This is a genomic window from Acinetobacter pullicarnis (assembly GCF_006352475.1).
GTDB classification, from domain to species: Bacteria; Pseudomonadota; Gammaproteobacteria; order Pseudomonadales; family Moraxellaceae; genus Acinetobacter; species Acinetobacter pullicarnis.
Genome location: NZ_VCMZ01000001.1, coordinates 628,423 through 652,424, shown reverse-complemented (window position 1 = coordinate 652,424; position 24,002 = coordinate 628,423). Strand labels below are relative to the sequence as shown.

Here is a 24,002-nt window from a genome sequence, read left to right as displayed (position 1 = left end):
AGAAGAAAGCAAATGCGTTATCCAGCATGGAAATATTTACTGATTCTAGTTGTCCTAGTTGTCAGTACTTTATACGCGCTGCCAAGTTTGTATCCAGATGAGCCTGCAGTTCAGATCTCTGGCGCTAATGCCGGTACGGTCATTGACCAAACCGTGATACAAAAAGCAGAGCAAATATTAAAAAGTGAGAACATCACTTCTCACAATAATAGTTTTAACAACAATGCCGCCCTCCTTCGTTTAGATTCCAATGCTGCGCAGCTTAAAGCGCAAGACGCACTGCGTGTAGGTTTAGGCGATAGCTATGTGGTTGCATTGAACTTGGCGCCAACAACGCCGGAATGGTTGCAAAAAATTGGGGCTAAACCGATGAAACTCGGTTTGGACTTGCGTGGTGGTGTGCACTTCTTACTTGAAGTAGACATGGATAAAGCGATCGCGCAACGCATGGATACCTCAGCAGCAGATATTCGTCGCCAATTACGTGAAGCTAAAATCAAATTTAACAGCTTAGTGCTGAACGACAATGTGATCACGCTGCAATTTGCCAATAATGATGACCGTGCAGCAGCGATGGATTTCTTACGTCGTGATGGCAATAAATATACCCAACAAGCGCTCGCAACAACGGATGGCTCAACCCTTAAGTTAAGCTATAACGAAGTTACGCGCCAAGAAATTCAGTCCAATGCCCTCTCTCAAAACTTAATTACTTTACGTAAGCGTATTAATGAGTTGGGTGTAGCGGAAGCCTTAGTACAAACCCAAGGTAACAACCGTATCGTGGTTGAACTACCAGGGGTACAAGATACCGCTGCGGCAAAACGTGTTTTGGGCCGTACTGCAAATCTTGAATTCCGTCTCGTTTCTGATTTAAATGATCAAGTGATTGATCCATATACCGGTCAAGCACCTGCAGTATTACCACCTGGCACTGAAGCCTTTGCTTTTGAGTCTTTGGACAGTGGTCGTCAAATCCTGTTGAATCGTAATCGCATCTTAACTGGTGAACGTATTCAAGGGGCTTCGACTTCATTTGATCCTAAAACCAATACACCACAAGTTGCGGTCAGCCTTGACACAGCCGGTGGTAAGCTCATGACCGAAGCCACGCGTGCCGCAAAAGGCAAGCCAATGGCGGTGTTGTTTATTGAAAGTAAACAACGAATTAGCAACATCACCGACCCTGTGACTGGTGAGCAAACTGAAGTTCGTACCCCATACACCGAATCTGTGGTGATTAGTGCGCCGCGTATTAACGATGTACTCGGTTCTAGCTTTGTCATCACTGGTGTTTCTGCACAAGAAGCTGGTGAGTTGGCGTTGATGCTTCGTGCGGGTGCACTTGCAGCGCCAATGTACTTCGTTGAAGAACGTGTGGTTGGACCAAGTTTAGGTCAAGAAAATATCGATAAAGGGCTCTTATCAACCCAAGTAGGTTTTCTCTTGGTTGCGATTTGGATGGTGGTGTTCTTCCGTCTATTTGGCGTGATTGCCGATATCGCATTGGTACTCAACTTGGCGATGATCTTAACCATTATGTCTTGGTTAGGCGCTTCACTGACCTTACCGGGGATCGCGGGGATCGTCATCACGATCGGGATGGCAGTCGATGCCAACGTTCTGATCTGTGAGCGAATACGAGAAGAGATCAAATGGGGGGCATCACCGAAACAGGCCATTGTTGCCGGTTACGAACGTGCTTTTAACACCATTTTGGACTCAAACTTGACCACGCTACTGGTTGCTGCAATTTTGTTCCTCATCGGAACAGGCCCAATTAAAGGCTTTGCAGTGACATTGATGATCGGGATCCTCTGCTCAATGTTTACCGCAATTACGGTGACACGTGCAGTCGTTCAATTGGTTTATGCCAAAAAACGTAACTTGAAAAAGTTGAGCATATAGGAGATCTCGCATGACTGATATGACTCAACCACCGAAGCAATACGGACGCCCAGATAACGAACGCGTCATTCGATTTATGAAGGTTGCCACACCTGCGGCGATTTTCTCAATCATTCTGACCATTGCAAGTATTTTCTTTATTGCAACCAAGGGACTTAATCTCGGTCTTGATTTTACCGGTGGTATTTCTGCGGAGCTAAATTATCAGCACGCAGCCAATCAAGGTGAAGTGGTTAAAGCCTTGGAAAAAGCTGGTTTTAAAGATGCAGTGGTACAAACCTTAGGTTCTGAAAAAGACCTGATCATCCGCATGCCAGCCCAAGATGATCTGGCGGTGGAAGACCTAAACAAAACCATCAACCAAGCAGTTCAGTTGCCAAACAACCCTGTCAAAGTGGACAAAGTTGATGCGGTTGGCGGCCAAGTGGGTAACGAGCTGTATTTACGTTCAGCTGGTGCCGTGGCTTTGTCACTGATCCTGATGTTGGTTTATGTGACCATTCGCTTCGAGTTCAAACTCGCGATGGGTGCGGTGATTTCGTTATTTCACGATATCATTGTCATTCTCGGTGTGTTTGCCATGATGCAATGGCCATTTGACTTAACGGTTTTGGCCGCATTACTGGCGATCATTGGTTTCTCGCTCAACGATAACATCGTAGTCTCGGATCGTATCCGTGAGAACTTCCGTAAAATTCGTGGTGCAACCCCTGTCGAAGTGGTTGATATTGCATTGACGGAGACCTTACGTCGTACCATCCATACGTCCATGACCCTGTTATTGGTTGTGGTCGCTATGCTGATTTTAGGCGGTGATGGCTTAAAATGGTTCTCGATCACCATGTGTGTTGGGGTATTTGTCGGTACTTATTCTTCGATTTATATCGGTACTGCCTTTGCCTTATGGCGTGGTCTCAATCGTCAAGATTTCATCGTACAAGTGAAGCCTGAGTTTGAGGATGAAATTCCTTAATTCAGCAAATCACTTCAACATGCTTGAAGTCTTCGATGAATAAAATGCCAGTCTTATGACTGGCATTTTTTATGGTGGCACTGCAATATTTTATAGCTATCTTGCGGAAATTTAAGTTAATCTTCTAGATCTTCAACGATTAATATTTTCTTATACGTCTCACCCAATTCACTTTCCTCGCATCATAGATGCAAAGAGTCATCGAATGAATCTAATTTCTATACCGGCACTGTACCTTGCCTCAGTACTAACGCTCTGCGCTGCTTTATTACACTATGCCTGTATATTTTGGGGAGCTGGCTTTCGTCTGCTTGGTGCAGGAGAGTCAATCGTTAAACAGTCTGAAGCAGGTCACTGCTATCCCAAACTTATGGCGATGGCGATCGGTTCGGCCTTACTGCTTTGCGCGGTCTATACCTACTGTGCCGCAAGTGGCACAGCACAATTACCTTTTAGCAAAGCACTATTTTTAATCATGGCGACGGTTCTACTCGCACGTGCTATGGCATTTCCATGGTTAAAGTCTAGATTTGCTGGTAACAGTAATACGTTTTGGTATGTGAGTTCATTTTTCTGTTTAGTACTCAGTAGCCTATATGCGCTTGGTAGCCTTTCCGTCTAAATAGGCTGTTCCCTGCGATTCTCTGCAAAAAGCCAGCGTTATCATTTCTCCACAAGTTCAATCTTTGGAAAGTCTAAATCCTCTCCCACCGCTTCGATCCGCCAAGCCACCGTCAGCATGGCATGCGCAAAATATAAATGTTGATAGGCAAACACGCCTAAGTCTGGGTGCTGACAAATACCCCGATCCTGCGTTGGATCACACTGCGTTTGTAATTGATTTAGACTCATGCGAATACCAAGACCAGACGCTTTAAGTACCGCTTCTTTACAGGTCCAGACTTTAAACCAATAGTTCGGGTCTTCATCGCAGGCTTGCCATTGCTGATATTCCTCAGCATGAAAAGCATGTTGTGCCAAGGCATCAAAACGGACTTTACGCCCCAAGTCTTCAATATCCACCCCAAGGTCTTTGACCTGTCGGGACAACCCCAAGGCATAATGCTGTTGGCTATGTGAGTGATTAAATGCGATATCTGGGAAATTGGGCAAATAAGGTTTACCAAAATCTGTTCGTGCAAAATCGCTAGGCTGTAAGCCTGTCGCCAAATAGGTACTGATCAGGTCTAATCGATGCTGATGAATGGTCTGTTTTTTATAATGATTAAATTCGCTAAATACCGCAAAATCCTGTCGAGATTGCGGCAGCAATTGAGTCAATGGCTGTACAAAAATTTGAATACTGTTCATATTGCTCAGCTTAGCTTAAAGCACACTCCATTTGAATATAAAAAACCCAAAACAATGTTTGGGCTCTTTATTCACTTATCAGTTACGGCAGAAAATTAACGCTTAAATTTCTTCTCAGCTTTCTTGAATTTCTGTACATAGCGACGACGACGCGCAGCCACACGTTCGTTAAGTTCTGTTTTACGCCCTTCAAATGGGTTCTCAGAGGTCTTAAAGTCAATTCGAACAGGCGTACCTTCGAGCTTATACACTTTACGGAATACGTTTTCTAAGTAACGACGATAATCAGCTGAAACTTTATCTACTTTATTACCATGTACCACGATCGTCGGTGGATTCTGTCCGCCCATATGCGCATAACGCATTTTAATACGACGACCATTCACCATTGGTGGTTGATGTGCTTCAGTCGCATCACTTAAGATCTGGGTTAACTTCGATGGTGACACTTTTAAGTTAGATGACTCATAGGCGCGGTGGATTGAAGGATAAAGATCACCCACACCCGTGCCGTGTAATGCCGAAATCAAATGCACTTTAGCCCAAGGAATAAAGTCAAAACGACGCTCAATATCAAGTTTACATTGGGCACGGTCATATTCAGTCATGTTGTCCCATTTGTTAATGGCGATCACCATGGCACGCCCAGCTTCAAGCGCATAACCAATTAAATGTAAATCTTGCTCAACCACGCCTTCACGTGCATCAAGTACCACCACCACAACATGCGCATCTTTAATCGCTTGTAAAGTTTTCACGATTGAGAACTTCTCAATCATTTCATCAACTTTACCTTTACGACGCACACCTGCGGTATCAATGAGCGTGTATTTACGCTCATTTCGTTCAAACGGAATATAAATTGAGTCGCGTGTGGTTCCTGGCATATCAAAGACCACCACCCGATCTTCACCCAATAAACGGTTCACCAAAGTTGATTTACCGACGTTGGGGCGACCAATGATCGCCATACGTAAACCACTGTTTTTATCAAGTTCAGATTGATCTTCGTCTTCTGGAATGTCGGCCAATACATCTTCGAGCATCTGTGCAATACCACGACCATGACTTGCAGCAACATGCATCGGCTCACCAAAACCAAGTTGGTAAAACTCAACGACGGCTGCTTCAGCGTGTACGCCATCAACCTTGTTGGCAACAAGATAAACTTTCTTACCAAGCGTTCTGATTTCACGTGCAATTTGTTCATCAGAAGCCAACAGTCCAGCACGCGCATCGACAACAAATACAATGATATCTGCTTCGTGAATCGCGGTTTTTGACTGCTCTGCCATATAGGCATCAATGCCAGCTTCACTTTCACCAATACCGCCAGTGTCGACCACGATAAAAGATTTATTTTGAAAAACCGCATCACCATATTTACGGTCACGGGTTAGACCAGCAAAGTCAGCAACAAGCGCATCACGACTCTTGGTAATCTGGTTAAATATTGTTGATTTTCCGACGTTGGGGCGACCAATGAGCGCAATAACGGGTTTCATAGAATAACCTTTATTCAAGATCAGCCATCTGATATGGCATGAGCATCAAAAATAATAGAGATGGGGTAGGTTTACTGATCTTTCAAAATGCTTGTCGTCGTGTTGACGCCAGTCACATCATAAAAATCTAAAGGGGATGAGCGATGCTCAGCCACTGATTTTAGGTCTGATAACTTCAGAAAGCGCTGCGTGCAGAAGAGCGTGTATTTTCTCAGCATCTAACATAAAACCTTCAATCGCCAAGCGTTTGATCATCTACGTACTGCCGACTCAAATATAACTCGTCACCGTCTTTTTTCTGAAAGATCAATAAACCATCATTTGATCAAAGTAACCAATAAAAAATTTCGGGGCTTTGAATATATTTTATTCAAAAACCCCGATCATTTTAAGAATCTGTTTTAAGCTCGGCTAGTTTAGCACAAAGCTCGGCAAAATTAACGGTTTTGCCAGACGCTCAAAGCACCTTTGCGTGTTGCAACATAAAGTTGTCCATCAATCACACGTAAAGAGCGCACATCACCACTGGTACTTGAGCGACCCACAAGCAAGCCTGAGTTTGGATCAACCAGATGTAACACACCATCTAAATCGCCAACCACCAAAGTAGAACCCAATATCACTGGATTACTCAGATTGCGGTTCAACAACTGGTCATTTTCCCAAAGGGTTTGGCCACTCATTAAATCATAAGCAACCAAAGTCCCATTGGTTTTGGAGACAAAGACTTTGTTGTCATAGACAGCTGGGCCAACAATACTGCTGGCATCTTCACTCCAAACCACCATTTGCTGGTTCAGGTCCATGGCTGTGACTTGTCCTTGGAAACTTGTGGTCACCAAGAATTGTCCTGCAACCACAGGGTCACCAGTAATATCCAACAAACGCTGAATATCTGAACGGCCTTCGGTCACAGCAACACGACGTTGCATCCGCGGCACACCCGTTAAACTGTCAATCGCATAGATATAGCCGTTGGCTGTACCAATCGCGACAGTTCCTGCATCGATTACAATCGGTGCTGCTTGTCCACGCAAACTAAACTGCACACTCGGCAATTTATAGGTCCATGCTTGTTGACCTGTTTGAACATCATAAGCAAAAACAGTCCCATCATTGGCAACCACAATGGCACGTCCAGTATGAATCAACGCTGGACTAATCAGGGCACCCGATAACTGTGCAGTCCACTTTTGCTCACCTGTCGTTTGATCAAGTGCGAAAAGCTGGCCTTTTCTGTTCCCAACAACGACAACCCCTTCTGCTGCCGAAACACCAGAACTGAGCTCTTGTTTAGTAACGCGCTTTTCCCAAAGACGTTGCTTACCTTTATAAGCAGACACGCTACCATTGGGATTCAGTAGAAAAATCACACCCTGATCTGCAGCAAGTTGCAAACGCAGTGGATCTTCTTTACTGGTCGATGCCACACTTTGACTAAATACTGGAACCAAACTGGTGGCTTGAGCCAATTTTGGTAATGGATTTGGTTTAATCTTTTCTTGTTTGACCTTATTGCCTGAACAACCGATAAGCGCTGCTGACAATATTGCTAAGGCAAAAGGAATTGTATATTTTTTATCCATTAAGACTCATCCACCTGTGATTGTAAGATTGGGCGTTCAAGATCAGGATCATCGACTAATACGCCAACACTTTCGAGTTTAATTTGTAAAATTTGACGCTCTTGTTTGCGTTCAACTAACGTATCCCATGCGCTCTGATAAGCTTTTTTTGCATTTTCAGTATCGTTCTTCGCGACATATACATCACCGCGCGCTTCTTCTACTGTTGCTTTAAAAGCAGGTACCGTCACTGTAGACAACGTTTGTAACGCAGCATCATATTTCTTTTGCGCCAACTGACTGTCTGCCAAGCCAATATTCACAATGGCCAACAAACCTTCATCCTTAATTTTACTTTGTGCAACCTTATTGAGCTCTCGCTCAGCCGTGGCATAATCGGCTTTGTCATAGGCAACCCGTGCCATTACAAGTTGTGATTGCAACGCTTGCACAGAGTCTGGATCCGCTTTCACAATTTGATCAGCAGTCGCCACCAATGCACCAAATGCATTTGGATCTTGCTGCATTGCGCCCGCTTGTTCCATGAGCTGTTGTATTTTTGCGGTTTGGATTTGTTCTTGAGCGTAGTTCTTTTTCTGCCAATACTGCCAGCCGAAAAAAGCAATCAGCGCAATTAAAACACCACTCACCGCGGTAGAGCCATATTTTTTAAAAGACGACTTCAAACGATCAAGTTGTTCTTCTTCCGTCATTGCGCTCATAAGACTACCCTTTTGTTTATGATTTTTAAATTATTGTGAAGCAAATTTCTCAATTAAAAATGGCACAATCGCTGTAATCGCCACTTCACCTTGCTCAGCAGTCGCCAAAGTTTTGACCGAAAGCTGCTGCATTTCCCATTCACGCTCACCCAAAATCAAGGCATATACCGCCCCTGATTGATCGGCTTTTTTCATTTGGCTTTTCATCGAACCCAATGAACCAACTTTCACCCGAATCTCAGACTGTGCCTGCTCCAATTGATCGCGAATTTGCTCGGCCAAAATCAACGTTTTGGCTTGTAATGCAGGATCGGAGAGTAAAAATACTTCACAGTCACGGACAGTATGGTTGTTTTCAAGCAACTCAAGTAACAGCAATAAACGCTCAATACCCATTGCAAAACCAACTGCGGGTACAGTCTGCTCAGGCTTACCTTTCAGCTGTCCAACCAAACCATCATAACGGCCACCCGCACAAACTGTGCCTTGTGAGCCTAAATGGGTGGTGGTCCATTCAAATACCGTTTTATTATAATAATCTAAACCGCGAACCAGTTTTTGATTAATCACAAATTCGATGCCAGCATCCATTAAGTACTGCTGCAACTGTGCAAAATGCTGCATGGTGTCTTGTTGCATAAAGTCATGCAACTTCGGTGCATTTTCTAGAATCTGCTGAGTTTTGGCATCTTTAGAGTCTAAAATACGCAGTGGATTGGTACTCAAACGACGCTTAGAATCTTCATCAAGGTCATCTTGATGCGCAGTTAAAAACTCAACCAAGGCACTACGATAAGCATTACGCTCATCCAACTCACCTAACGTATTAATTTCCAAACGGACTTTATCTGAAACGCCCAAACGCTTCCACAGACGCGCTGTTAATAAAATCAGTTCAGCATCCATATCTGGGGTTGCCACACCAAAGGTTTCCACACCAAATTGGTGGAACTGACGATAACGGCCCTTTTGTGGTTTTTCATAACGGAACATTGGCCCGATATACCACACACGGGGTGTTGCACCGCGCAGTAAATTATGTTCAAGCATGGCACGCACACAACCCGCTGTTCCTTCAGGACGCAGCGTCAAAGACTCAGGCGGTGTGCCGCGGTCTAAGAAAGTGTACATTTCTTTTTCAACAATATCCGTTGCATCGCCAATTGTGCGCTTGAACAGATGCGTCTGCTCAACGATTGGCAAACGAATTTGTTGATAGCCATAAGCATCCATAAGCGATGCTAAATGCTGCTCTACACGTCTCCACGCTGCAGTTTGTGCAGGGAGAATGTCATTAAAACCTTTGATTGCGACAATTGAACTCATGATGAACTACGAATAATCTCTTTAGATTTAGCTTCTTCAAGCGTTTTCACTCGTTGACGAACCATGGTTTCAATCTCTTCAACCAACTGATCCGTATCAATTAAGTGGCTCTTTTCGCCGTTATGATACACCAGTGAACGTGGGCTCGCACCTACCACACCAATGTCGGCTTCTTTGGCCTCACCGGGACCATTCACCTTACAACCAATCACCGAGACATCCATAGGTGTACGAACATCTTCTAAACGCTCTTCAAGTTGTTGCATCACTTTAATCACATTAAATTCTTGACGTGAACAACTTGGACAGGCAATAAAATTAATGCCATTTGAGCGCAAACCCAGTGATTTTAAAATATCGAAACCAACTTTTACTTCATCTTCTGGTTCAGCAGCCAATGAAATACGCATGGTGTCACCAATGCCTTCCATCAATAGACCACCAAGCGCCACAGCCGATTTTACCGTACCAGTACGATAGATCCCTGCTTCGGTCACGCCTAAATGCAAGGGATTATCGATTTGCGCGGACAGTAAACGATACGCATCCATGGTCAAAAACACATTCGATGCTTTCACCGACACTTTATATTCGTGATAATTCAAACGGTCTAAAATATCGATATGACGCAGTGCAGAGTCAAGTAAGGCTTGCCCTGTTGGCTCGCCATATTTGAGTTGTAAGTCTTTTTCGAGTGAACCGGCATTCACCCCAATTCGCATCGAAATATCATGATGTTTGGCCGCTGCGACCACTTCGCGAATTTTGGCTTCCGAACCAATATTACCGGGATTGATGCGTAAACAATCAATACCTAAGTCGGCAACTTTAAGTGCAATTTTATAATCAAAATGAATATCCGCAACCAGTGGAACAGTCACACGTTTACGAATTTCACCCATTGCTTCAGCAGCTTGCATGGTTGGAACAGAAACACGCATGATATCTACGCCAGCATCGGCACAGCGTTGGATTTGCGCCACCGTTGCATCGATATCACAAGTTTCTGTGTTGGTCATACTTTGGATGCTAATTGGCGCATCCCCACCCACATAGACCGATCCAACTCGAATTTTTCGGGTTGGGCGACGTTTAATCGGATTCTCAATCATGATCCTACTCGACTTAAGCTAATTAACGCGATAAACGAAATTCTGCTTTTCCATTTACCGTATATGAAGACAATGAAATCTGTTCATTATTCAAACTTAATGAAACCGCTTTGGCATCATCAAGTCGAATTTGGAAAGGTGAACTGCCATGCAACGTCAACGTTTCAGCTTTACGGCCTGTTGAAAGCACCTTGCCAGTCCCATCAACAATATGGACAGAGGTTGGACGACTAAAGTTCAGCACCAACTCATCTCCCAGTGACGAACTTGCAGCACCATTTAAAGGCAACACTTGAACATCGGTATTTTGTACAGGAACATCAATATCTTTGCTCTTTTTAGCTGACCATTTCTGCACACCCAAAACCAAAAGCAGAATCACCAATAAGGCAACGGCAGCCACCACCAAGCGTTTTCCCCACTTTTTGTTGCGACCACCCGTCGAGCCTGGTAATTTCCCCATAATTTTGATTGGAGAATCATTCAATGCATGACTAGACAATAAGCCTGTGTCATTTTCATAAATTTCGTCAAAGCGTTGAATAATTTCACTGGCATCAACATTTAAATATTTCGCATAAGAGCGATAGTAGCCCTTAATAAATGTCGCTTCAGGCAGCAAGGTATATTGATCTTGCTCAAGTGCTTCTATGCTTTTCTGTGGGATTCGTAATTCCGCAGCAACGTCTTCAATATCACGTGCAAGTGAAATTCGGATTTGGCGCAAGTACTCACCAGGACGCTGAACATCTCCTAAAGCCTTAGGTGCTACGTTTGAACCAGTAGGTTGCTGTGAATTAGGATTTACTTCCATACGGCCTCAGTACTGTACTGTAATTGCAAAAAACGTTGATATTCTTGACTGTCAGGGAAAAGCGCACGCAATTGATTTATCAACACTTGCATTCCCATCTCATCACCATTGGCACGCGCAAGGCGTATGCCGAGCCAAAGTGCAGCAGCACTTTGATTTTTCACCCCTGTTAAACGCACAAACTGCGTATAAAAAGGGCCAGCTTCGCTAAATTTCTGCTGTAAATACAGAAGCTCAGCTAACTGTAACATTGAAATGCTCGAATCGCGATTCACTTGCAATGCCTGTTTAAAGGTTTTTTCTGCAAGTGTCACATCATCTAAGCTTAAATAAACTCGACCTAAATTTTCAAGTGCAACATAGCGCTGATCATATCCGAGTGCTGCACCTGCGATTTTAAACTGTGCAATTGCTTCCGGATAACGCTGCTGTTGAAACAAATAGGTTCCATAATTATTACGGGCTTGGGCATTCTTTGGATCAGATCCAATCGCACGTTTAAAGTAGCGATCCGCTTGTTCCAAACTGGTTGGACTGCCCTCTTGCTGCAACAAGACACCCATCATCATATTGGCGCCAGAGTCTTTTGAGTCGGCAGTAAATGCCTGATCTAAAGCACGTTTTGCAGCATCAAGATCACCTGCACGAATATATTCTGCAGCGAGTTGGGTCCGCACTTTTACTGCTTTCTCTGGGTCTCTTTTGACCAAGGTATTGGCAGCTGAACTGTGGCAGCCTTGAATCGACCATGTAAAAAAACCAATTACAGCAAGTGTAATCATTTTTGCATACATTGGTTTATTCAAAGTTTACTCCCTAGTCGATCTCACTTGAGCTACGTAAAATCACCTGACCTTCTTCAACTTTCTTTTTCCATTGCGCAGCGCGACGTGTTCTGTCAGCCACTTGCCCAACCAATTGTCCACACGCAGCATCGATATCATCACCACGCGTTTGTCGAATCGTACACACAAATCCAGCATCAGACAAAGTTTTTTGAAAAGAAATAGTCCGATTACGACTAGAACGTTCATATGGCGCATGCGGAAATGGGTTAAATGGAATTAAATTAATTTTACTTGGTAAATTTTTCAAGAGCTTAATCAGCTGTTGTGCATGTTCTGGTTTATCGTTGACACCATCAAGCATCACATATTCGATGGTGACATGTTTACGTGTGCTTTCATTGCCATTTTTAGCAATATAACGCTGACAAGCACTAATGAGTTGTGCCAATGGATATTTTTTATTGATTGGAACCAATTCATCACGTAATGCATCATTCGGTGCATGCAGTGAAATTGCCAATGCAACATCAATGTCTTGCCCCAATTGATCAATTTTTGGCACCACACCTGAGGTCGACAAGGTCACACGGCGTTTAGACATGCCATAGGCAAAGTCATCGAGCATCAAATACATCGAGCTCAGTACCGCATCGTAGTTGAGTAGCGGCTCGCCCATCCCCATCATCACCACGTTGGTGACCGTACGTTCGCGCTCTGCAACAGCAACCTCTTCCATATAAGAGTAGTTCGCCATCCACAACTGACCAATAATTTCGTCGGGGCTCAAGTCACGCTGAAAGCCTTGCTTTCCGGTTGAGCAGAACGAACAATCCAGTGCACAGCCAACTTGTGATGAAATACACAAGGTTTTACGCGCGCCAGTTTTATCATCAGCAGGAATAAGTACGGTTTCAACCAAAGAACCTGCGCCATCACCGACACGGAACACCCACTTACGGGTACCGTCTTTGGAGTAATGGCGATGCACCACTTCGGGCGCTTTAATTTCACAAATTTGTTCAAGTTTCTCACGCAATTTTCCAGAGATGTTGCTCATCTCTGCAAAGTCAGTCACGAAGAATTGGTGGACCCATTTCATCACCTGACCTGCGCGAAATTTTTTCTCGCCGATACTTTCAAAAAACTGTTCCAATTGCGCACGCGACATGCCCATCAAGTTGAGTTTCTTTGTGTTTTCAGGCTGTGTTCGCGGGGCTTTAACAGCTTGCTGTTCATCTAAATTAGCGGATGAAACGCCCACTTCAACGTTCATGAGGATTACCTAAACTCTGTCTATCAAGGGAGGGGTTTTGTGCGGATTTCAAACAATTTTCAATACAGTTGATCAAAAACAGTTTTATTAAAGGAGAAAAAAAAACCAAATAAGTATAGCACTTATTTGGTTAATCGACTGCGAATTAACGAGTACGTGGGCAAAGCTCTGTTTGAGCGAAGAAGTAGTTTACTTCGCGATCAGCTGACGCTACAGAATCTGAACCATGTGCTGCATTTTCATCGATGCTTACAGCGAAATCAGCGCGGATAGTACCAGCAGCTGCTTCTTTAGGGTTAGTTGCACCCAAGATATCGCGGTGAGCAAGAACAGCGTTTTCGCCTTCAAGTACAGATACAACAACAGGACCTGAAGTCATGAATGCAACGAGGTCAGCAAAGAAACCGCGTTCGCTGTGTTCAGCATAGAAGCCTTGCGCTTCAGCTTGTGACAAATGTTTCATTTTAGTCGCAACGATTTTAAGACCCGCTTTTTCAAAACGAGCAAAAATATCACCGATGTGGTTTTTAGCAACTGCATCTGGTTTTACGATAGAGAGAGTACGTTCGATCGCCATGATTGGCTCCTTATATTGCAACGACAAAATTTGGCGCATTATACAGCGTAAATGCACCACGATGAGCTTCTGATGTGTAAAAGTTTCGGTTTTTTTAACGATTATTAACGAACTTCATCAATCCAAGCCATTTGAATCCCTTCTAGCAGGCCTTCAGTTGACTTGGTTGGGTCATCGCTAAAGGTGGGGAGTGCACAAACCCAAGCATGTAAATCGGTAAATCGAATCCATTGTGGATCAACTTCAGGATGTGCTTCACTGAGTTCAATCGCAATATCATTTGTATCTGTCCAACGTAATCCCATGATGAATCCTTTTTTCAAGCAGCTGAGTCGCGCTTACTCTAACAAAAATCCAAGACCGAGACTATATGAAACACCGTAAATTAAGCCTCAAGACTGCCCGCATTCGCCTGCTGGTGAATATGATTTGATTCAATGAATTACAGCATAATTTCTAGCTTTGTTGCCATCAACACAATCCCACTGGCCACCCCTGCACCAATCACTGCACCGACAATCACATCACTCGGATAATGCAGACCGAGCACCATCCGTGACAAGGCGACCATCACCGTAAATGGCACCATCACCACCAATAACGCAGGGACCGCATTCCCCAACACCACTGTGGCCATCACTGCATGTAAAGTATGCCCCGATGGAAAGCTAAAATGATCCAATGGGCGTTCACCCAGCACAATCACTTGATGAACTTGATAGGGTCTAGGCCGTGTGGTTTTGTGTTTTAAAATCTTATAGATCAGTGTGCCGATGGCACCACCGAACATCACATAAAGTAGCGTTGAACCATATGCCCAGCCCTTATAAATCCAGACCAACAGCAACATCGCATACCAAAATCCGCCATCCCCTAAGCGGCTTACCACTTTAAAAAACCAAGCGACTTTTTGAGAGTGCGACAGGCTGTTGAGGTATACACAGCCTTTGAGGTCGAGGTTAAGCATTTTTATTTTAGTATTCTGAAAATTCATCGTTGTACTCCGCAGATGTACTGATCGTATTTAGCTCACAAACACAGACTCCTGAGCGACTTGGTATAAAGCATTTTCGAGTTGTTGGACCGGTTTTTGCCAGCCTGCACGTTGTGTTGCATAAGCCGCTTGCTCCCCCATTTTATTGAGTTGATAACGGCTCGGTAGGGTCATTAAATCTTGAATGAATTGTGCTGCTTGTCCGCGAGGTGATAACCACCCGGTTTGTTGTTGTTTAACGTATTGTTGTGCGCACGCATAATTGTAGGCCACAATCGGAAGACCACTGGCCATGGCTTCAAGCACCACATTACCAAACGTTTCGACTTGACTGGCAAATACAAAAACATCCGCGCTGGCATAGGCCACGGCCAAGTCTTGTCCTGTTAAGCTTCCCATAAAGATGGTTTGTTCCGCACCTTGAAACTGTTTCAGTCGACTCAAATCAGGACCATCTCCTACGATCACCAATTGTACATTTTTCTGCGCTGAGCGTTGAGCATCAAAGGTTTCAATAATCAGCTCAATTTCTTTTTCAGGAGACAATCGCCCCACATAGAGCATCACAGTGGTGTCCGCATTGACTCCCCAGCGCTCACGTAATGCTTCAGAACGATGGGTTGGTGAAAAGCGCTGGATATCAACACCACGCCCCACAATATGTAAATCACAGGTCACACCAAACTGACGTAAAGCTTTTTCGGTATCGACACTGGGTACGCAAGTGAGTTGAGTATTGTTGTGGAACCAACGTAAATAATGCTGAATGGGTTTTACTAAAAACGCCAAATCAAAGAAGCGACTAAAATCTTGGAATGGTGAGTGAAAGCCACTGGTAATAGGAATTTTTTGTGCTTTGGCGGCCTGTAAAGCGGTGAGACCCAGCGGCCCCTCCGTCACGATATGCACAATATCTGGTGCAAAATCGCTCAGTGCTTGGCTGACTTTTATATATTGTGGCCAACCAAACTGTAAGCTTGGATATCTTGGAATGGTCTGCGCTTTCACCAGACATTCTTTGTTTGGTTTAAAGTCGGCACAGACTTCTCGCTGTTCAGGACGAATCAGTAGAATCTTGTGCCCCAGTTGTTGCAGCCCTTTACAGAGCTGAAGTAAAGATAATGCAACGCCATTGATTTCAGGCGGCCAGGTCTCAGTCACAATTGCAATTTTTAGACGGGGACGAACTAAATCTCTTAAATCATAAAGGGCGGTATCGTGGTTGTTTTTATGATTTTGTTTAAAATAAAATTTAATCGGATCGCGAAAATGCTGTTGTTTTCCAAAAAAGGCTTCTGCATACGGATGTGACATACAAGCACCCAATAAGCTAATTTTAAACTCAGCCTAAACTAGCTTTCTTTCAATTTAATGTGTTTTAGATGACAGTTTGCTTAAAGGCGGTCTGAGCGCGTTAAAACAGCAAATTTCCCCTAGCCTCTCTTTTCCAAAGCATAGGTATCTACACATCTTTTGATATGCTGTTTACGATCCAAAGTAATCCAGCGTTGCTGCGCAAGGAGAGATTGCTTTTGAATCGCCCACTCATTCCACTGCTTTGCGGTGGAAGCTGAAAAGTAAACAAGGGCTTTTATTCTGCCAATGCTTCCGTATAACTTAAAATCAAATAATCTTGCTGTGATAGATGTTCAGCTAAAGCTTTTTGATGCTGTTCATCAAAATGATAAACCACACAGAGATCAGCAATTAACGCTGGGATATTGGTTGGATTAAAACTTGGCATTTTCACAAAGCCCAATAACGCTGCACCAATGCCCATAAACTCCAAAGCATATTGCTGTTCGAGGTGTTGAATTAGAGCAAAATTTTCAAATGGATTTAGGTCACAATCAAAGTAACCATTTGGCATCGCTGCAAGCTTAAGTGCGTCACTCGGTGCATCAAATAACTTTACTTGAATTTCTTGATCCATCATTGGCAATGGATTTGCATTCATCTCACACAAAACCTGCCAGTCCGCAGCATCATAAACCAGCTTCGTTGCGAATGCGGTTAGGTCTTGTTGAAGCGCTGGTTTTTGCAACTGTTGCAGCCTAAAGTTAAATGCATACAACTCAAAATCTTGTTCTACAAGTACACGTTCATCTGCACTGAGGTTTTGAAAGTCCTGACTTTCATCAAAGTCAAAGTATAGGTCATCCCCCATCCCCGCATGCATCGCGGTATAAGCGCATTGACCTGCATCGTCCAAAACCAATAAAACCTTTTGCTGGGGATGCGCTTGTTTCAGTGCAGCATAATGCGTTAATACTTCAGACCAAGCTTGAATATCCGTAATATTTGCAAAGTGCTCAAGCTGTTGGCGGGCTAAATTTTGCTTAGGATCAAGTTGAAGATATTGTCGCTGTGCCATGTTTTTGACTTCCAAGCTTATCGAGTTTTTTAAAGACTTCTGCGACTGCAATCATGGCGAAACTTGACGTTACCACCACAGCAGAACCATAGCCACCACAACGCAGACCTGCACTTGGGCAAACCTCTGCACTGGAAAAAGGATTGTCGATGGAATACACACAGGTAATCCCAAATTTTTCTTTTGGTTTTTTACAAATGCCTTTACCACGCAACTGACTACGCAGTTTGGCCAGCATTGGGTCTTGTTCTGTTTTAGATAAATCGGCAACGCGGATTTTTAAAGGATCAAGTTTTCCACCTGCCCCACCCGATACAATCAATTGCATTTTATTAAAACGGCAATACAGCATCAGCGCGAATTTGGCTTTGACGTCATCGATGCAATCTAAAATCACATCAGGTTGGCTTGCCAATAGTTCTGCAATATTTTCAGGGGTGAGATAGTCATCGATCAAATTGATTTTGATGCGTGGGTTGATCTGTTTGCAACGCTCCGCCATCACTGCAATTTTCTCATGCCCCAAAGTTGAACTCATGGCAGGCAATTGGCGATTAATATTCGATGCAGCGACCACATCCATATCCACCAAAGTGAGTTCACCGACACCACTACGTGCCAAGGCTTCAACTGCCCATGACCCAACCCCACCAATCCCAATCACCATGACATGACTACGTTCGTAGTGTGCAAACGCATCTTCGCCATAAACTTTGGCCACGCCTGCAAAACGGCGGTCATATTCATCATTTTCAGGAAAATCAGTCATAAACAGGTCGGATATTAAAAAAATCAGGCTATTTTAACAAATTCAATCATACAAGCGGTAATTAAGTCTGGCCGCAGAAATGGCGAATCAATAGCAATCATATCAGTCACTAAACAACATATTCCTCAATATTACTCACGATTCGATCCGTTCTATCTTCGCGAAAACGACAAGACCACAAAGTAAATAAGCTTATTCTGGTGAACGCTGCTTAATATTCATGCCATGCAGTGGGCAATTGGATCGGTTTAAACTGCTTGGCTTGCACCACATAACGTGCACGACCATTGGCTGGCTTCTGATCTGAAACGGCTGATAACACACGGGTATAGCGATAGTTTAACTGCCATTGATAGGGCTTTTGATAACGAATATTCAGCAGCATATTTTCATTATCATGGCATCCCACATCACCTGCCCGCTCATAATCTTCTTGGCTAAAACAGGCACGAATCATTCGCGTCACATAAAAAGGCAGATTACTAAACATCAATTCAGCTTTGCTATTGGCTTTTAACTCAAAGAAATCCGCCACTTCTTCGGTCATCCCTCCACCTGAGTACATTTCATTAAAACGTTGAATCAATCCAATGGCATAACTTTGCTCAGAGACCCGAAACAAGGCTGGATATAAATGCCGTTCATCTGATGGTTTGGATGCTTCTTCCACCGTCCAATGGGTGTTTACTTGTTTCGGTTGATAATCAGAAAAATCCCATTGATTCAGCAAACGGAATGTTTTATTTGTTTGCGTCAATTGAAATAATTGCAACTGTGCAATCACATAATACTGTTCGGGCTGCTCAGACACTCGATACAGTTGCCAAGCCGCAGATTTATCACAGGTCAGTGCAATCTGTTGGCATAAGCTTTGCGCCTGTTGTGCCGTGGCCTCTAGCTGCTTTAATGCGAACGTATCCGATGCGGCATAACTCTGCCCATGAATAAATAAACCCAAAAGTACACTGCACAACACGCGATATTTTTTATTCATGCTTTTGATTTCATCCAAAGTGTTTAATGGCAATACATCCATTAAAATATCAGCTTACTCTAACCACAATCTCAGTATTAAGCATTAAAAAGCCCAGATCAATCAATCTGGGCTTTTGCTCAATCACAGTGCATTACATTCAACTGACGACATTGCAATACTCAGGCTGCAATCAGATTCCGCAGCACATAATGCAAAATACCGCCTGCTTTAAAATATTCGACTTCATTTAAAGTATCGATGCGGCACAATACCTGAAAGTGATCAACCGAGCCGTCCGCACGTTGTACCTCGACCTCCAATAACTGTTGCGGTTGAATCTCGTCAGACAGTCCAAGAATTGAAAGTTGCTCATGGCCCGTTAGATTTAAGCTCTGCCGCGTTTGACCATCGATAAACTGCAACGCCAAAACGCCCATGCCAATTAAGTTAGAACGATGAATTCGCTCAAAACTTTCCGCAATCACGGCTTTAACCCCCAGCAAATTGGTGCCTTTGGCCGCCCAATCGCGTGAAGAACCAGTGCCATATTCCTTACCTGCAATAATCAGTAAGGGCGTGTGATCCTGTTGATAGAGCATTGCAGCATCATAGATCGACATTTTTTTGCCATTGGGAATGTACAGCGTATTACCGCCTTCTTCCCCGCCCAACATTTCATTTTTAATCCGGATATTGGCAAAAGTCCCACGCATCATCACCTCATGATTACCACGGCGTGAACCATAGGAATTAAAGTCTGATGCTGCCACACCTTGTTGTTGCAAATAACGTCCTGCGGGACTTTCCTTTTTAATATTACCTGCGGGTGAAATGTGGTCGGTGGTGACCGAATCTCCGAGCACTGCCAAAATACGTGCCTGTTCAATATCTTGAATCGGTGCTGGCGGTTGATCAATCCCATCAAAAAAAGGTGGATGCCGAATATAGGTTGAGTCAGCCACCCATTGATAGGTTTGCGTGTCGGGGATTTGAATCGCCTGCCAACGTGCATCGCCATCAAAGACTGCGGCATATTCCTTATGAAACATTGCTGTATCGACTTTTTTTAAGACTTCATCAATTTCCGCCTGCGATGGCCAAATATCCTTTAAGTAGACATTTTTACCGGCTTGATCAACACCTAAGGCCTCACTGCTGATATCGATACAAATGCTGCCAGCCAAACCAAAAGCCACCACCAAAGGTGGTGAGGCCAACCAATTGGTTTTGACCAAGGGATGCACTCGCCCTTCAAAGTTACGATTGCCTGAAAGTACAGAAGCCACGTTTAAATCAAAGGCTTGAATCGCATCTTCAATTGGCCTCTCCAAAGGCCCAGAGTTACCAATACAGGTGGTACAGCCATAACCCACCAAGTTATAACCCAATTGGTCTAAGTAGGGCATCAAACCTGAAGCTTCTAAATAGTCCGTCACCACCTTAGAGCCTGGTGCCAAAGAACTTTTTACCCACGGTTTGCGCTGTAAACCATGCTCAATAGCTTTTTTAGCCAGCAAGCCTGCAGCCAGCATCACACTTGGATTTGAAGTGTTGGTACAAGAGGTAATCGCAGAAATCACCACATCACCATGTTGTAGCGGATAACGCTGCCCACCAATTTCACAATAGGCTGACTCGCTTTGCACCGCAGCATGTTTGGCATCAATGGCAGTGCCACCGCCTTCATCGAGCATGCGTTCACGTTCATCTTTGGCTGGCTTTAATTCGATCTCCATTAAGGCCTGAAAGGTTTTGGCAATATCTGGCAATAGTACGCGATCTTGTGGCCGTTTTGGTCCAGCCACACTGGCCATAACCGTATGCATATCCAAGCTCAGTCGATCGGTGAAGATCGGCTCATCGCCAACATGTCGCCACAGGCCTTGTTCTTTACAATAGGCTTCGGTTAGGGCAATTCGATCTGCCGCACGTCCGGTAAGTTGCATATACCCTAAAGTAATCTCATCAATTGGGAAGAAGCCACAGGTTGCGCCATATTCAGGCGCCATATTGGCAATGGTGGCACGGTCTGCCAGTGGTAGATCTGCCAAGCCATCACCATAAAATTCAACAAACTTACCGACCACACCTTTTTGCCGTAGCATCTGGGTAATGGTCAAAACCAAGTCAGTTGCGGTGATCCCTTCACGTAATTTGCCTGTCAGTTTAAAACCGATGACTTCAGGAATCAGCATCGAAATCGGTTGCCCCAGCATGGCCGCTTCCGCCTCAATCCCACCAACACCCCAGCCCAGTACGCCTAAGCCATTGATCATGGTGGTATGTGAATCTGTACCGACCAAAGTGTCTGGAAAGGCATAGGTCAGCCCTTCACTCTCGCCCAACCACACGGTCTGCGCCAAGTACTCCAAATTAACTTGATGGCAAATACCCGTGCCAGGTGGCACGACACTAAAATTATTAAAAGCCGATTGTCCCCAACGTAAGAACTGGTAACGTTCACCATTGCGCTGCATTTCAATATCGACATTTTCAGCAAAGGCCTGTTGGGTCGCAAAGTGATCGACCATCACCGAATGATCAATGACTAAGTCGACAGGTGACAGTGGATTAATTTGCTCAGGATCACCACCTGCTTTTTCCACCGCAGCGCGCATGGCCGCCAGATCGACTACAGCGGGAACACCGGTAAAATCTTGCATTAATACCCGTGCTGGGCGGTACTGAATTTCTTGATCCGAACGTTGAGTGTCCTGCCATTCGACCAAGGCTTGAATGTGCTGTTTTTTTACAGTTTTATCATCTTCAAAACGAAGTAGATTTTCTAACAGCACTTTTAACGATTTGGGAAGTTTAGAAAGATCGCCTAGCTGTTGTTGCGCGGCGCTTAAGCTATAGATTTGATAGGATTGTGAGTCGACGTTAAGTGTTTTTAAAGTATTAAAGCTATTGATATGACTGTATTTTGCCATTGTTCAATTCTCCATCCGAGAATGATTTGAGGTCAGGTTTTTTAATAAGTACCAACACCCAATTTATGCCAAAAAAACAGTCACACTGTTATCACTTGGTTAATATTTAACAAAATAGCAATATAACGCTTTAATCCGCTAGTGATTTAGCCCAAATGACGCTAACCCCAATGCCGTCAATGAATTATGCCAAAGCTGTGGCGCGAGCTGTTCAATCGGTTGGTCTAAACTGTCTGCCAAACCAGCCAAAACAAAGGGTAAATTCGCAGGGGTATTGCGGGTGCGCGTTTCCGAAGAGGTTTGACAGCATAACGGTGTCATATCGGGGCAGTCTGTTTCAATCACCAGATGTTCAGCCCCCAATGCCCGTACCACCTGATGTAATTTTTTGGCATTTGGATTGGTAATCTGTCCAGTCACCCCAATTTTAAAGCCCAACTTCACCAAGGCTTTGGCTTCTTCTACCCCGCCACTAAAGGCATGTGCAATGCCGCCCAAGTTAAAATGATGTTGTTTGAGCTGCGCCAGTGCTTCGGCATGTGCCTTGCGAATATGCAATAAAATCGGTTTGTTCAACTGCTGCGCCAAGTCAATTTGGGCGGCAAAAAATTGTTGCTGTTTTTGGAAAATCGCGGGCTGTTTATGCTGTTTTAAGAAAGTATCCAGTCCGATTTCCCCAATTGCCACGCAATCCTGTTGTTGGAGAAATAACGCCAATTGCTGTAGATGATCGGAATGATGTTGTTCGATATAAAAAGGGTGTAAACCTGGTGCTAAAAAACTTTTCGGTGCATGGTCAAGCGCATTTAATTGTTGATGGGTTCGCAATAAGGCATCAAAGCGCTCTGCCAAAAAGCCGATTAAAACCAAGGCATCCACCCCAGCCGCTTTGGCCTGATGTGCCAATTGTTGCCGATCTAAATCAAAATCGGCAACATCAAAATGGGTGTGGGTATCAAACATAAGACTGACTCAAACGCTAATCGAGCTGGTTTGAACACGTCGCCAAGTCGCGTTCCGCAACTTAACTTGCCTGTTTTTTGCCGGTCACTGCCAAAGCATTACTCACAGGCTCTGGCGGTTGTGCTGCGGGTAAATATTCAGGTTTGATGATCTGCTGCAACTGATCATAAGGAATGACTAATCGTGGCAAACCAACCGCAAAAGGTCCAATTTCATATTCGCCATACTGTAAAATTAAACCTTGTTTGCCTAAGTAGAAATTGTCAGAAAGTTTAAATTTCCAGACTTGCTCATATTCAGCCATATTGTTGGCTAGTTTGGATTCAATCACCCAGGTTTTAAAGGCCGCATAGGCCAATTTATTCAGTTGTTCCTGTTGATTCGGTTGTAAAATATCTTTCAGTCGAATGTGCTTTTGCTTGATCAAATCAAAATTATAATATTGCTGTGCTGAAGCGCCGTGTGCACCGCCCAAATAACTAGAGCTGTTAATCACCACCGTAGCCAGAGGCGGTTCCGAATTTAAAATACGTGGGCTAATGCTTAAACTAATTTTATGACTCGCACCCAAGTCTTTTAGTTCTTTATCGACTTCTAAAAAGTGGGCTAAATATGGCTGAACCTGTTCAGCCAACAGCTGTGCAGCCGTTTTTGAAGCACGATCTGCAATCACCTCACTTGCCGCAGTTTTCTCAGTCTTCTCCGTTTTTCCAGCGAGCTCTTCATGTTGTACTGGTGACAACATCTGTTCTAAATTACTTAAAATCGCCTGATCAATCAGACCATCTAAAACAAACTGATTGCTCTGCAAACGCTCTACACTAAATTCGGGGCAATTTTTGCCTTCACATTCAGGTAAATTAAGCACTAACTTTTCAGTCTGCCCCTGAAGCGTCAGTTGTGCCTCAGCCAAGGCGGCTGAACTTGATTGTTCTGCATCCAATGCTTGTTCTGATTGTTTTGGGGTACACGCACTCAGCGCAATTGAAATTAAAGCGATGTTCAAGGCCAATGCCGTTTTATTTTTTAACATCTTCAAAACCTAATATTTGCGTTCAAATGAATGATTCTTCAATAGCTTAGCCTGCAACAATCCGTTGCTCAATCTTGTTTTGTATC

22 protein-coding genes are annotated in these 24,002 nt (G+C 44.0%); 3 read left to right on the top strand and 19 right to left on the bottom strand.

From position 1 onward, the window contains the following. Nucleotides 1-12: 12 nt before the first annotated feature. The 3 genes from secD to FD716_RS02740 all read left to right on the top strand — a co-directional run bounded on the left by secD (nucleotide 13) and on the right by FD716_RS02740 (nucleotide 3,503). Nucleotides 13-1,908 carry a protein translocase subunit SecD gene (secD, locus tag FD716_RS02750; RefSeq protein ID WP_139850841.1) on the top strand — a complete coding sequence of 632 codons (1,896 nt, stop codon included), beginning with the start codon at nucleotides 13-15 and terminating at the stop codon, nucleotides 1,906-1,908. 10 nt (nucleotides 1,909-1,918) lie between these two features. Beyond that, nucleotides 1,919-2,881 (top strand): protein translocase subunit SecF, encoded by a 963-nt coding sequence (gene secF / locus FD716_RS02745; RefSeq protein ID WP_139850840.1) that lies wholly within the window; start codon nucleotides 1,919-1,921, stop codon nucleotides 2,879-2,881. A gap of 205 nt (nucleotides 2,882-3,086) precedes the next feature. After that, the gene (locus FD716_RS02740) at nucleotides 3,087-3,503 is read left to right on the top strand and encodes a hypothetical protein (protein WP_139850839.1); all 417 of its coding nucleotides are present in this window, start codon (nucleotides 3,087-3,089) and stop codon (nucleotides 3,501-3,503) included. Between the two features lie 41 nt (nucleotides 3,504-3,544). On the opposite strand, the gene FD716_RS02735 is transcribed toward FD716_RS02740, so the two are convergent. The 19 genes from FD716_RS02735 to FD716_RS02645 form a co-directional block, all read right to left on the bottom strand. Continuing rightward, a complete protein-coding gene (locus FD716_RS02735; RefSeq protein ID WP_139850838.1) occupies nucleotides 3,545-4,192 on the bottom strand; it encodes a 4'-phosphopantetheinyl transferase family protein in 648 nt (215 codons plus the stop codon). 95 nt (nucleotides 4,193-4,287) lie between these two features. After that, entirely contained in the window at nucleotides 4,288-5,697 is a 1,410-nt protein-coding gene (gene der / locus FD716_RS02730) for a ribosome biogenesis GTPase Der (protein WP_139850837.1), read from the bottom strand. A 437-nt stretch (nucleotides 5,698-6,134) separates the two neighbouring features. After that, nucleotides 6,135-7,283 (bottom strand): outer membrane protein assembly factor BamB, encoded by a 1,149-nt coding sequence (gene bamB, locus FD716_RS02725; protein ID WP_139850836.1) that lies wholly within the window; start codon nucleotides 7,281-7,283, stop codon nucleotides 6,135-6,137. Then, entirely contained in the window at nucleotides 7,283-7,984 is a 702-nt protein-coding gene (locus FD716_RS02720; protein ID WP_139850835.1) for a YfgM family protein, read from the bottom strand. Before FD716_RS02720 ends, bamB begins: the two co-directional genes overlap by 1 nt. Nucleotides 7,985-8,014: 30 nt before the next feature. Next, nucleotides 8,015-9,310 (bottom strand): histidine--tRNA ligase, encoded by a 1,296-nt coding sequence (gene hisS, locus FD716_RS02715; protein ID WP_139850834.1) that lies wholly within the window; start codon nucleotides 9,308-9,310, stop codon nucleotides 8,015-8,017. Further along, a complete protein-coding gene (ispG, locus tag FD716_RS02710; RefSeq protein ID WP_139850833.1) occupies nucleotides 9,307-10,422 on the bottom strand; it encodes a flavodoxin-dependent (E)-4-hydroxy-3-methylbut-2-enyl-diphosphate synthase in 1,116 nt (371 codons plus the stop codon). The genes hisS and ispG overlap by 4 nt, the downstream gene beginning before the upstream one ends. A 22-nt stretch (nucleotides 10,423-10,444) precedes the next feature. Continuing rightward, a complete protein-coding gene (locus tag FD716_RS02705) occupies nucleotides 10,445-11,236 on the bottom strand; it encodes a helix-turn-helix domain-containing protein (protein WP_139850832.1) in 792 nt (263 codons plus the stop codon). After that, nucleotides 11,227-12,030 carry a type IV pilus biogenesis/stability protein PilW gene (gene pilW, locus FD716_RS02700; protein ID WP_139853594.1) on the bottom strand — a complete coding sequence of 268 codons (804 nt, stop codon included), beginning with the start codon at nucleotides 12,028-12,030 and terminating at the stop codon, nucleotides 11,227-11,229. The genes FD716_RS02705 and pilW overlap by 10 nt, the downstream gene beginning before the upstream one ends. A 22-nt stretch (nucleotides 12,031-12,052) precedes the next feature. Then, nucleotides 12,053-13,297, bottom strand: coding sequence for a 23S rRNA (adenine(2503)-C(2))-methyltransferase RlmN (gene rlmN / locus FD716_RS02695; RefSeq protein ID WP_139850831.1), 1,245 nt, complete (start codon nucleotides 13,295-13,297; stop codon nucleotides 12,053-12,055). 145 nt (nucleotides 13,298-13,442) lie between these two features. Then, on the bottom strand, nucleotides 13,443-13,874 hold the full coding sequence (gene ndk / locus FD716_RS02690) for a nucleoside-diphosphate kinase (protein ID WP_139850830.1): 432 nt from the start codon (nucleotides 13,872-13,874) through the stop codon (nucleotides 13,443-13,445). Between the two features lie 104 nt (nucleotides 13,875-13,978). After that, on the bottom strand, nucleotides 13,979-14,179 hold the full coding sequence (gene iscX, locus FD716_RS02685) for a Fe-S cluster assembly protein IscX (RefSeq protein ID WP_139850829.1): 201 nt from the start codon (nucleotides 14,177-14,179) through the stop codon (nucleotides 13,979-13,981). Between the two features lie 137 nt (nucleotides 14,180-14,316). Further along, a complete protein-coding gene (locus FD716_RS02680; RefSeq protein ID WP_139850828.1) occupies nucleotides 14,317-14,868 on the bottom strand; it encodes a phosphatase PAP2 family protein in 552 nt (183 codons plus the stop codon). Between the two features lie 30 nt (nucleotides 14,869-14,898). After that, on the bottom strand, nucleotides 14,899-16,182 hold the full coding sequence (locus FD716_RS02675) for a glycosyltransferase family 4 protein (protein ID WP_139850827.1): 1,284 nt from the start codon (nucleotides 16,180-16,182) through the stop codon (nucleotides 14,899-14,901). Nucleotides 16,183-16,459: 277 nt separating this feature from the next. Beyond that, nucleotides 16,460-17,242 (bottom strand): hypothetical protein, encoded by a 783-nt coding sequence (locus FD716_RS02670; RefSeq protein ID WP_139850826.1) that lies wholly within the window; start codon nucleotides 17,240-17,242, stop codon nucleotides 16,460-16,462. Next, the gene (locus FD716_RS02665; RefSeq protein WP_139850825.1) at nucleotides 17,214-18,011 is read right to left on the bottom strand and encodes a tRNA threonylcarbamoyladenosine dehydratase; all 798 of its coding nucleotides are present in this window, start codon (nucleotides 18,009-18,011) and stop codon (nucleotides 17,214-17,216) included. Before FD716_RS02665 ends, FD716_RS02670 begins: the two co-directional genes overlap by 29 nt. Nucleotides 18,012-18,222: 211 nt before the next feature. Then, nucleotides 18,223-19,005 (bottom strand): hypothetical protein, encoded by a 783-nt coding sequence (locus tag FD716_RS02660; RefSeq protein ID WP_139850824.1) that lies wholly within the window; start codon nucleotides 19,003-19,005, stop codon nucleotides 18,223-18,225. Nucleotides 19,006-19,166: 161 nt separating this feature from the next. Then, nucleotides 19,167-21,920, bottom strand: a complete 2,754-nt coding sequence (gene acnA, locus FD716_RS02655) for an aconitate hydratase AcnA (protein ID WP_139850823.1) — start codon at nucleotides 21,918-21,920, stop codon at nucleotides 19,167-19,169. A 138-nt stretch (nucleotides 21,921-22,058) separates the two neighbouring features. Then, nucleotides 22,059-22,883 carry a TatD family hydrolase gene (locus tag FD716_RS02650; RefSeq protein WP_139850822.1) on the bottom strand — a complete coding sequence of 275 codons (825 nt, stop codon included), beginning with the start codon at nucleotides 22,881-22,883 and terminating at the stop codon, nucleotides 22,059-22,061. A gap of 61 nt (nucleotides 22,884-22,944) precedes the next feature. Continuing rightward, nucleotides 22,945-23,916, bottom strand: coding sequence for an RsiV family protein (locus FD716_RS02645; RefSeq protein WP_139850821.1), 972 nt, complete (start codon nucleotides 23,914-23,916; stop codon nucleotides 22,945-22,947). Nucleotides 23,917-24,002: the final 86 nt, after the last annotated feature.

Bases quoted from the DNA above. Each gene is read 5' to 3' on its own strand.
- secD (WP_139850841.1), top strand. From the start codon at position 13: ATGCGTTATCCAGCATGGAAATATTTACTGATTCTAGTTGTCCTAGTT.
- secF (WP_139850840.1), top strand. From the start codon at position 1,919: ATGACTGATATGACTCAACCACCGAAGCAATACGGACGCCCAGATAAC.
- FD716_RS02740 (WP_139850839.1), top strand. From the start codon at position 3,087: ATGAATCTAATTTCTATACCGGCACTGTACCTTGCCTCAGTACTAACG.
- FD716_RS02735 (WP_139850838.1), bottom strand. From the start codon at position 4,192: ATGAACAGTATTCAAATTTTTGTACAGCCATTGACTCAATTGCTGCCG.
- der (WP_139850837.1), bottom strand. From the start codon at position 5,697: ATGAAACCCGTTATTGCGCTCATTGGTCGCCCCAACGTCGGAAAATCA.
- bamB (WP_139850836.1), bottom strand. From the start codon at position 7,283: ATGGATAAAAAATATACAATTCCTTTTGCCTTAGCAATATTGTCAGCA.
- FD716_RS02720 (WP_139850835.1), bottom strand. From the start codon at position 7,984: ATGAGCGCAATGACGGAAGAAGAACAACTTGATCGTTTGAAGTCGTCT.
- hisS (WP_139850834.1), bottom strand. From the start codon at position 9,310: ATGAGTTCAATTGTCGCAATCAAAGGTTTTAATGACATTCTCCCTGCA.
- ispG (WP_139850833.1), bottom strand. From the start codon at position 10,422: ATGATTGAGAATCCGATTAAACGTCGCCCAACCCGAAAAATTCGAGTT.
- FD716_RS02705 (WP_139850832.1), bottom strand. From the start codon at position 11,236: ATGGAAGTAAATCCTAATTCACAGCAACCTACTGGTTCAAACGTAGCA.
- pilW (WP_139853594.1), bottom strand. From the start codon at position 12,030: ATGTATGCAAAAATGATTACACTTGCTGTAATTGGTTTTTTTACATGG.
- rlmN (WP_139850831.1), bottom strand. From the start codon at position 13,297: ATGAACGTTGAAGTGGGCGTTTCATCCGCTAATTTAGATGAACAGCAA.
- ndk (WP_139850830.1), bottom strand. From the start codon at position 13,874: ATGGCGATCGAACGTACTCTCTCTATCGTAAAACCAGATGCAGTTGCT.
- iscX (WP_139850829.1), bottom strand. From the start codon at position 14,179: ATGGGATTACGTTGGACAGATACAAATGATATTGCGATTGAACTCAGT.
- FD716_RS02680 (WP_139850828.1), bottom strand. From the start codon at position 14,868: ATGAATTTTCAGAATACTAAAATAAAAATGCTTAACCTCGACCTCAAA.
- FD716_RS02675 (WP_139850827.1), bottom strand. From the start codon at position 16,182: ATGTCACATCCGTATGCAGAAGCCTTTTTTGGAAAACAACAGCATTTT.
- FD716_RS02670 (WP_139850826.1), bottom strand. From the start codon at position 17,242: ATGGCACAGCGACAATATCTTCAACTTGATCCTAAGCAAAATTTAGCC.
- FD716_RS02665 (WP_139850825.1), bottom strand. From the start codon at position 18,011: ATGACTGATTTTCCTGAAAATGATGAATATGACCGCCGTTTTGCAGGC.
- FD716_RS02660 (WP_139850824.1), bottom strand. From the start codon at position 19,005: ATGAATAAAAAATATCGCGTGTTGTGCAGTGTACTTTTGGGTTTATTT.
- acnA (WP_139850823.1), bottom strand. From the start codon at position 21,920: ATGGCAAAATACAGTCATATCAATAGCTTTAATACTTTAAAAACACTT.
- FD716_RS02650 (WP_139850822.1), bottom strand. From the start codon at position 22,883: ATGTTTGATACCCACACCCATTTTGATGTTGCCGATTTTGATTTAGAT.
- FD716_RS02645 (WP_139850821.1), bottom strand. From the start codon at position 23,916: ATGTTAAAAAATAAAACGGCATTGGCCTTGAACATCGCTTTAATTTCA.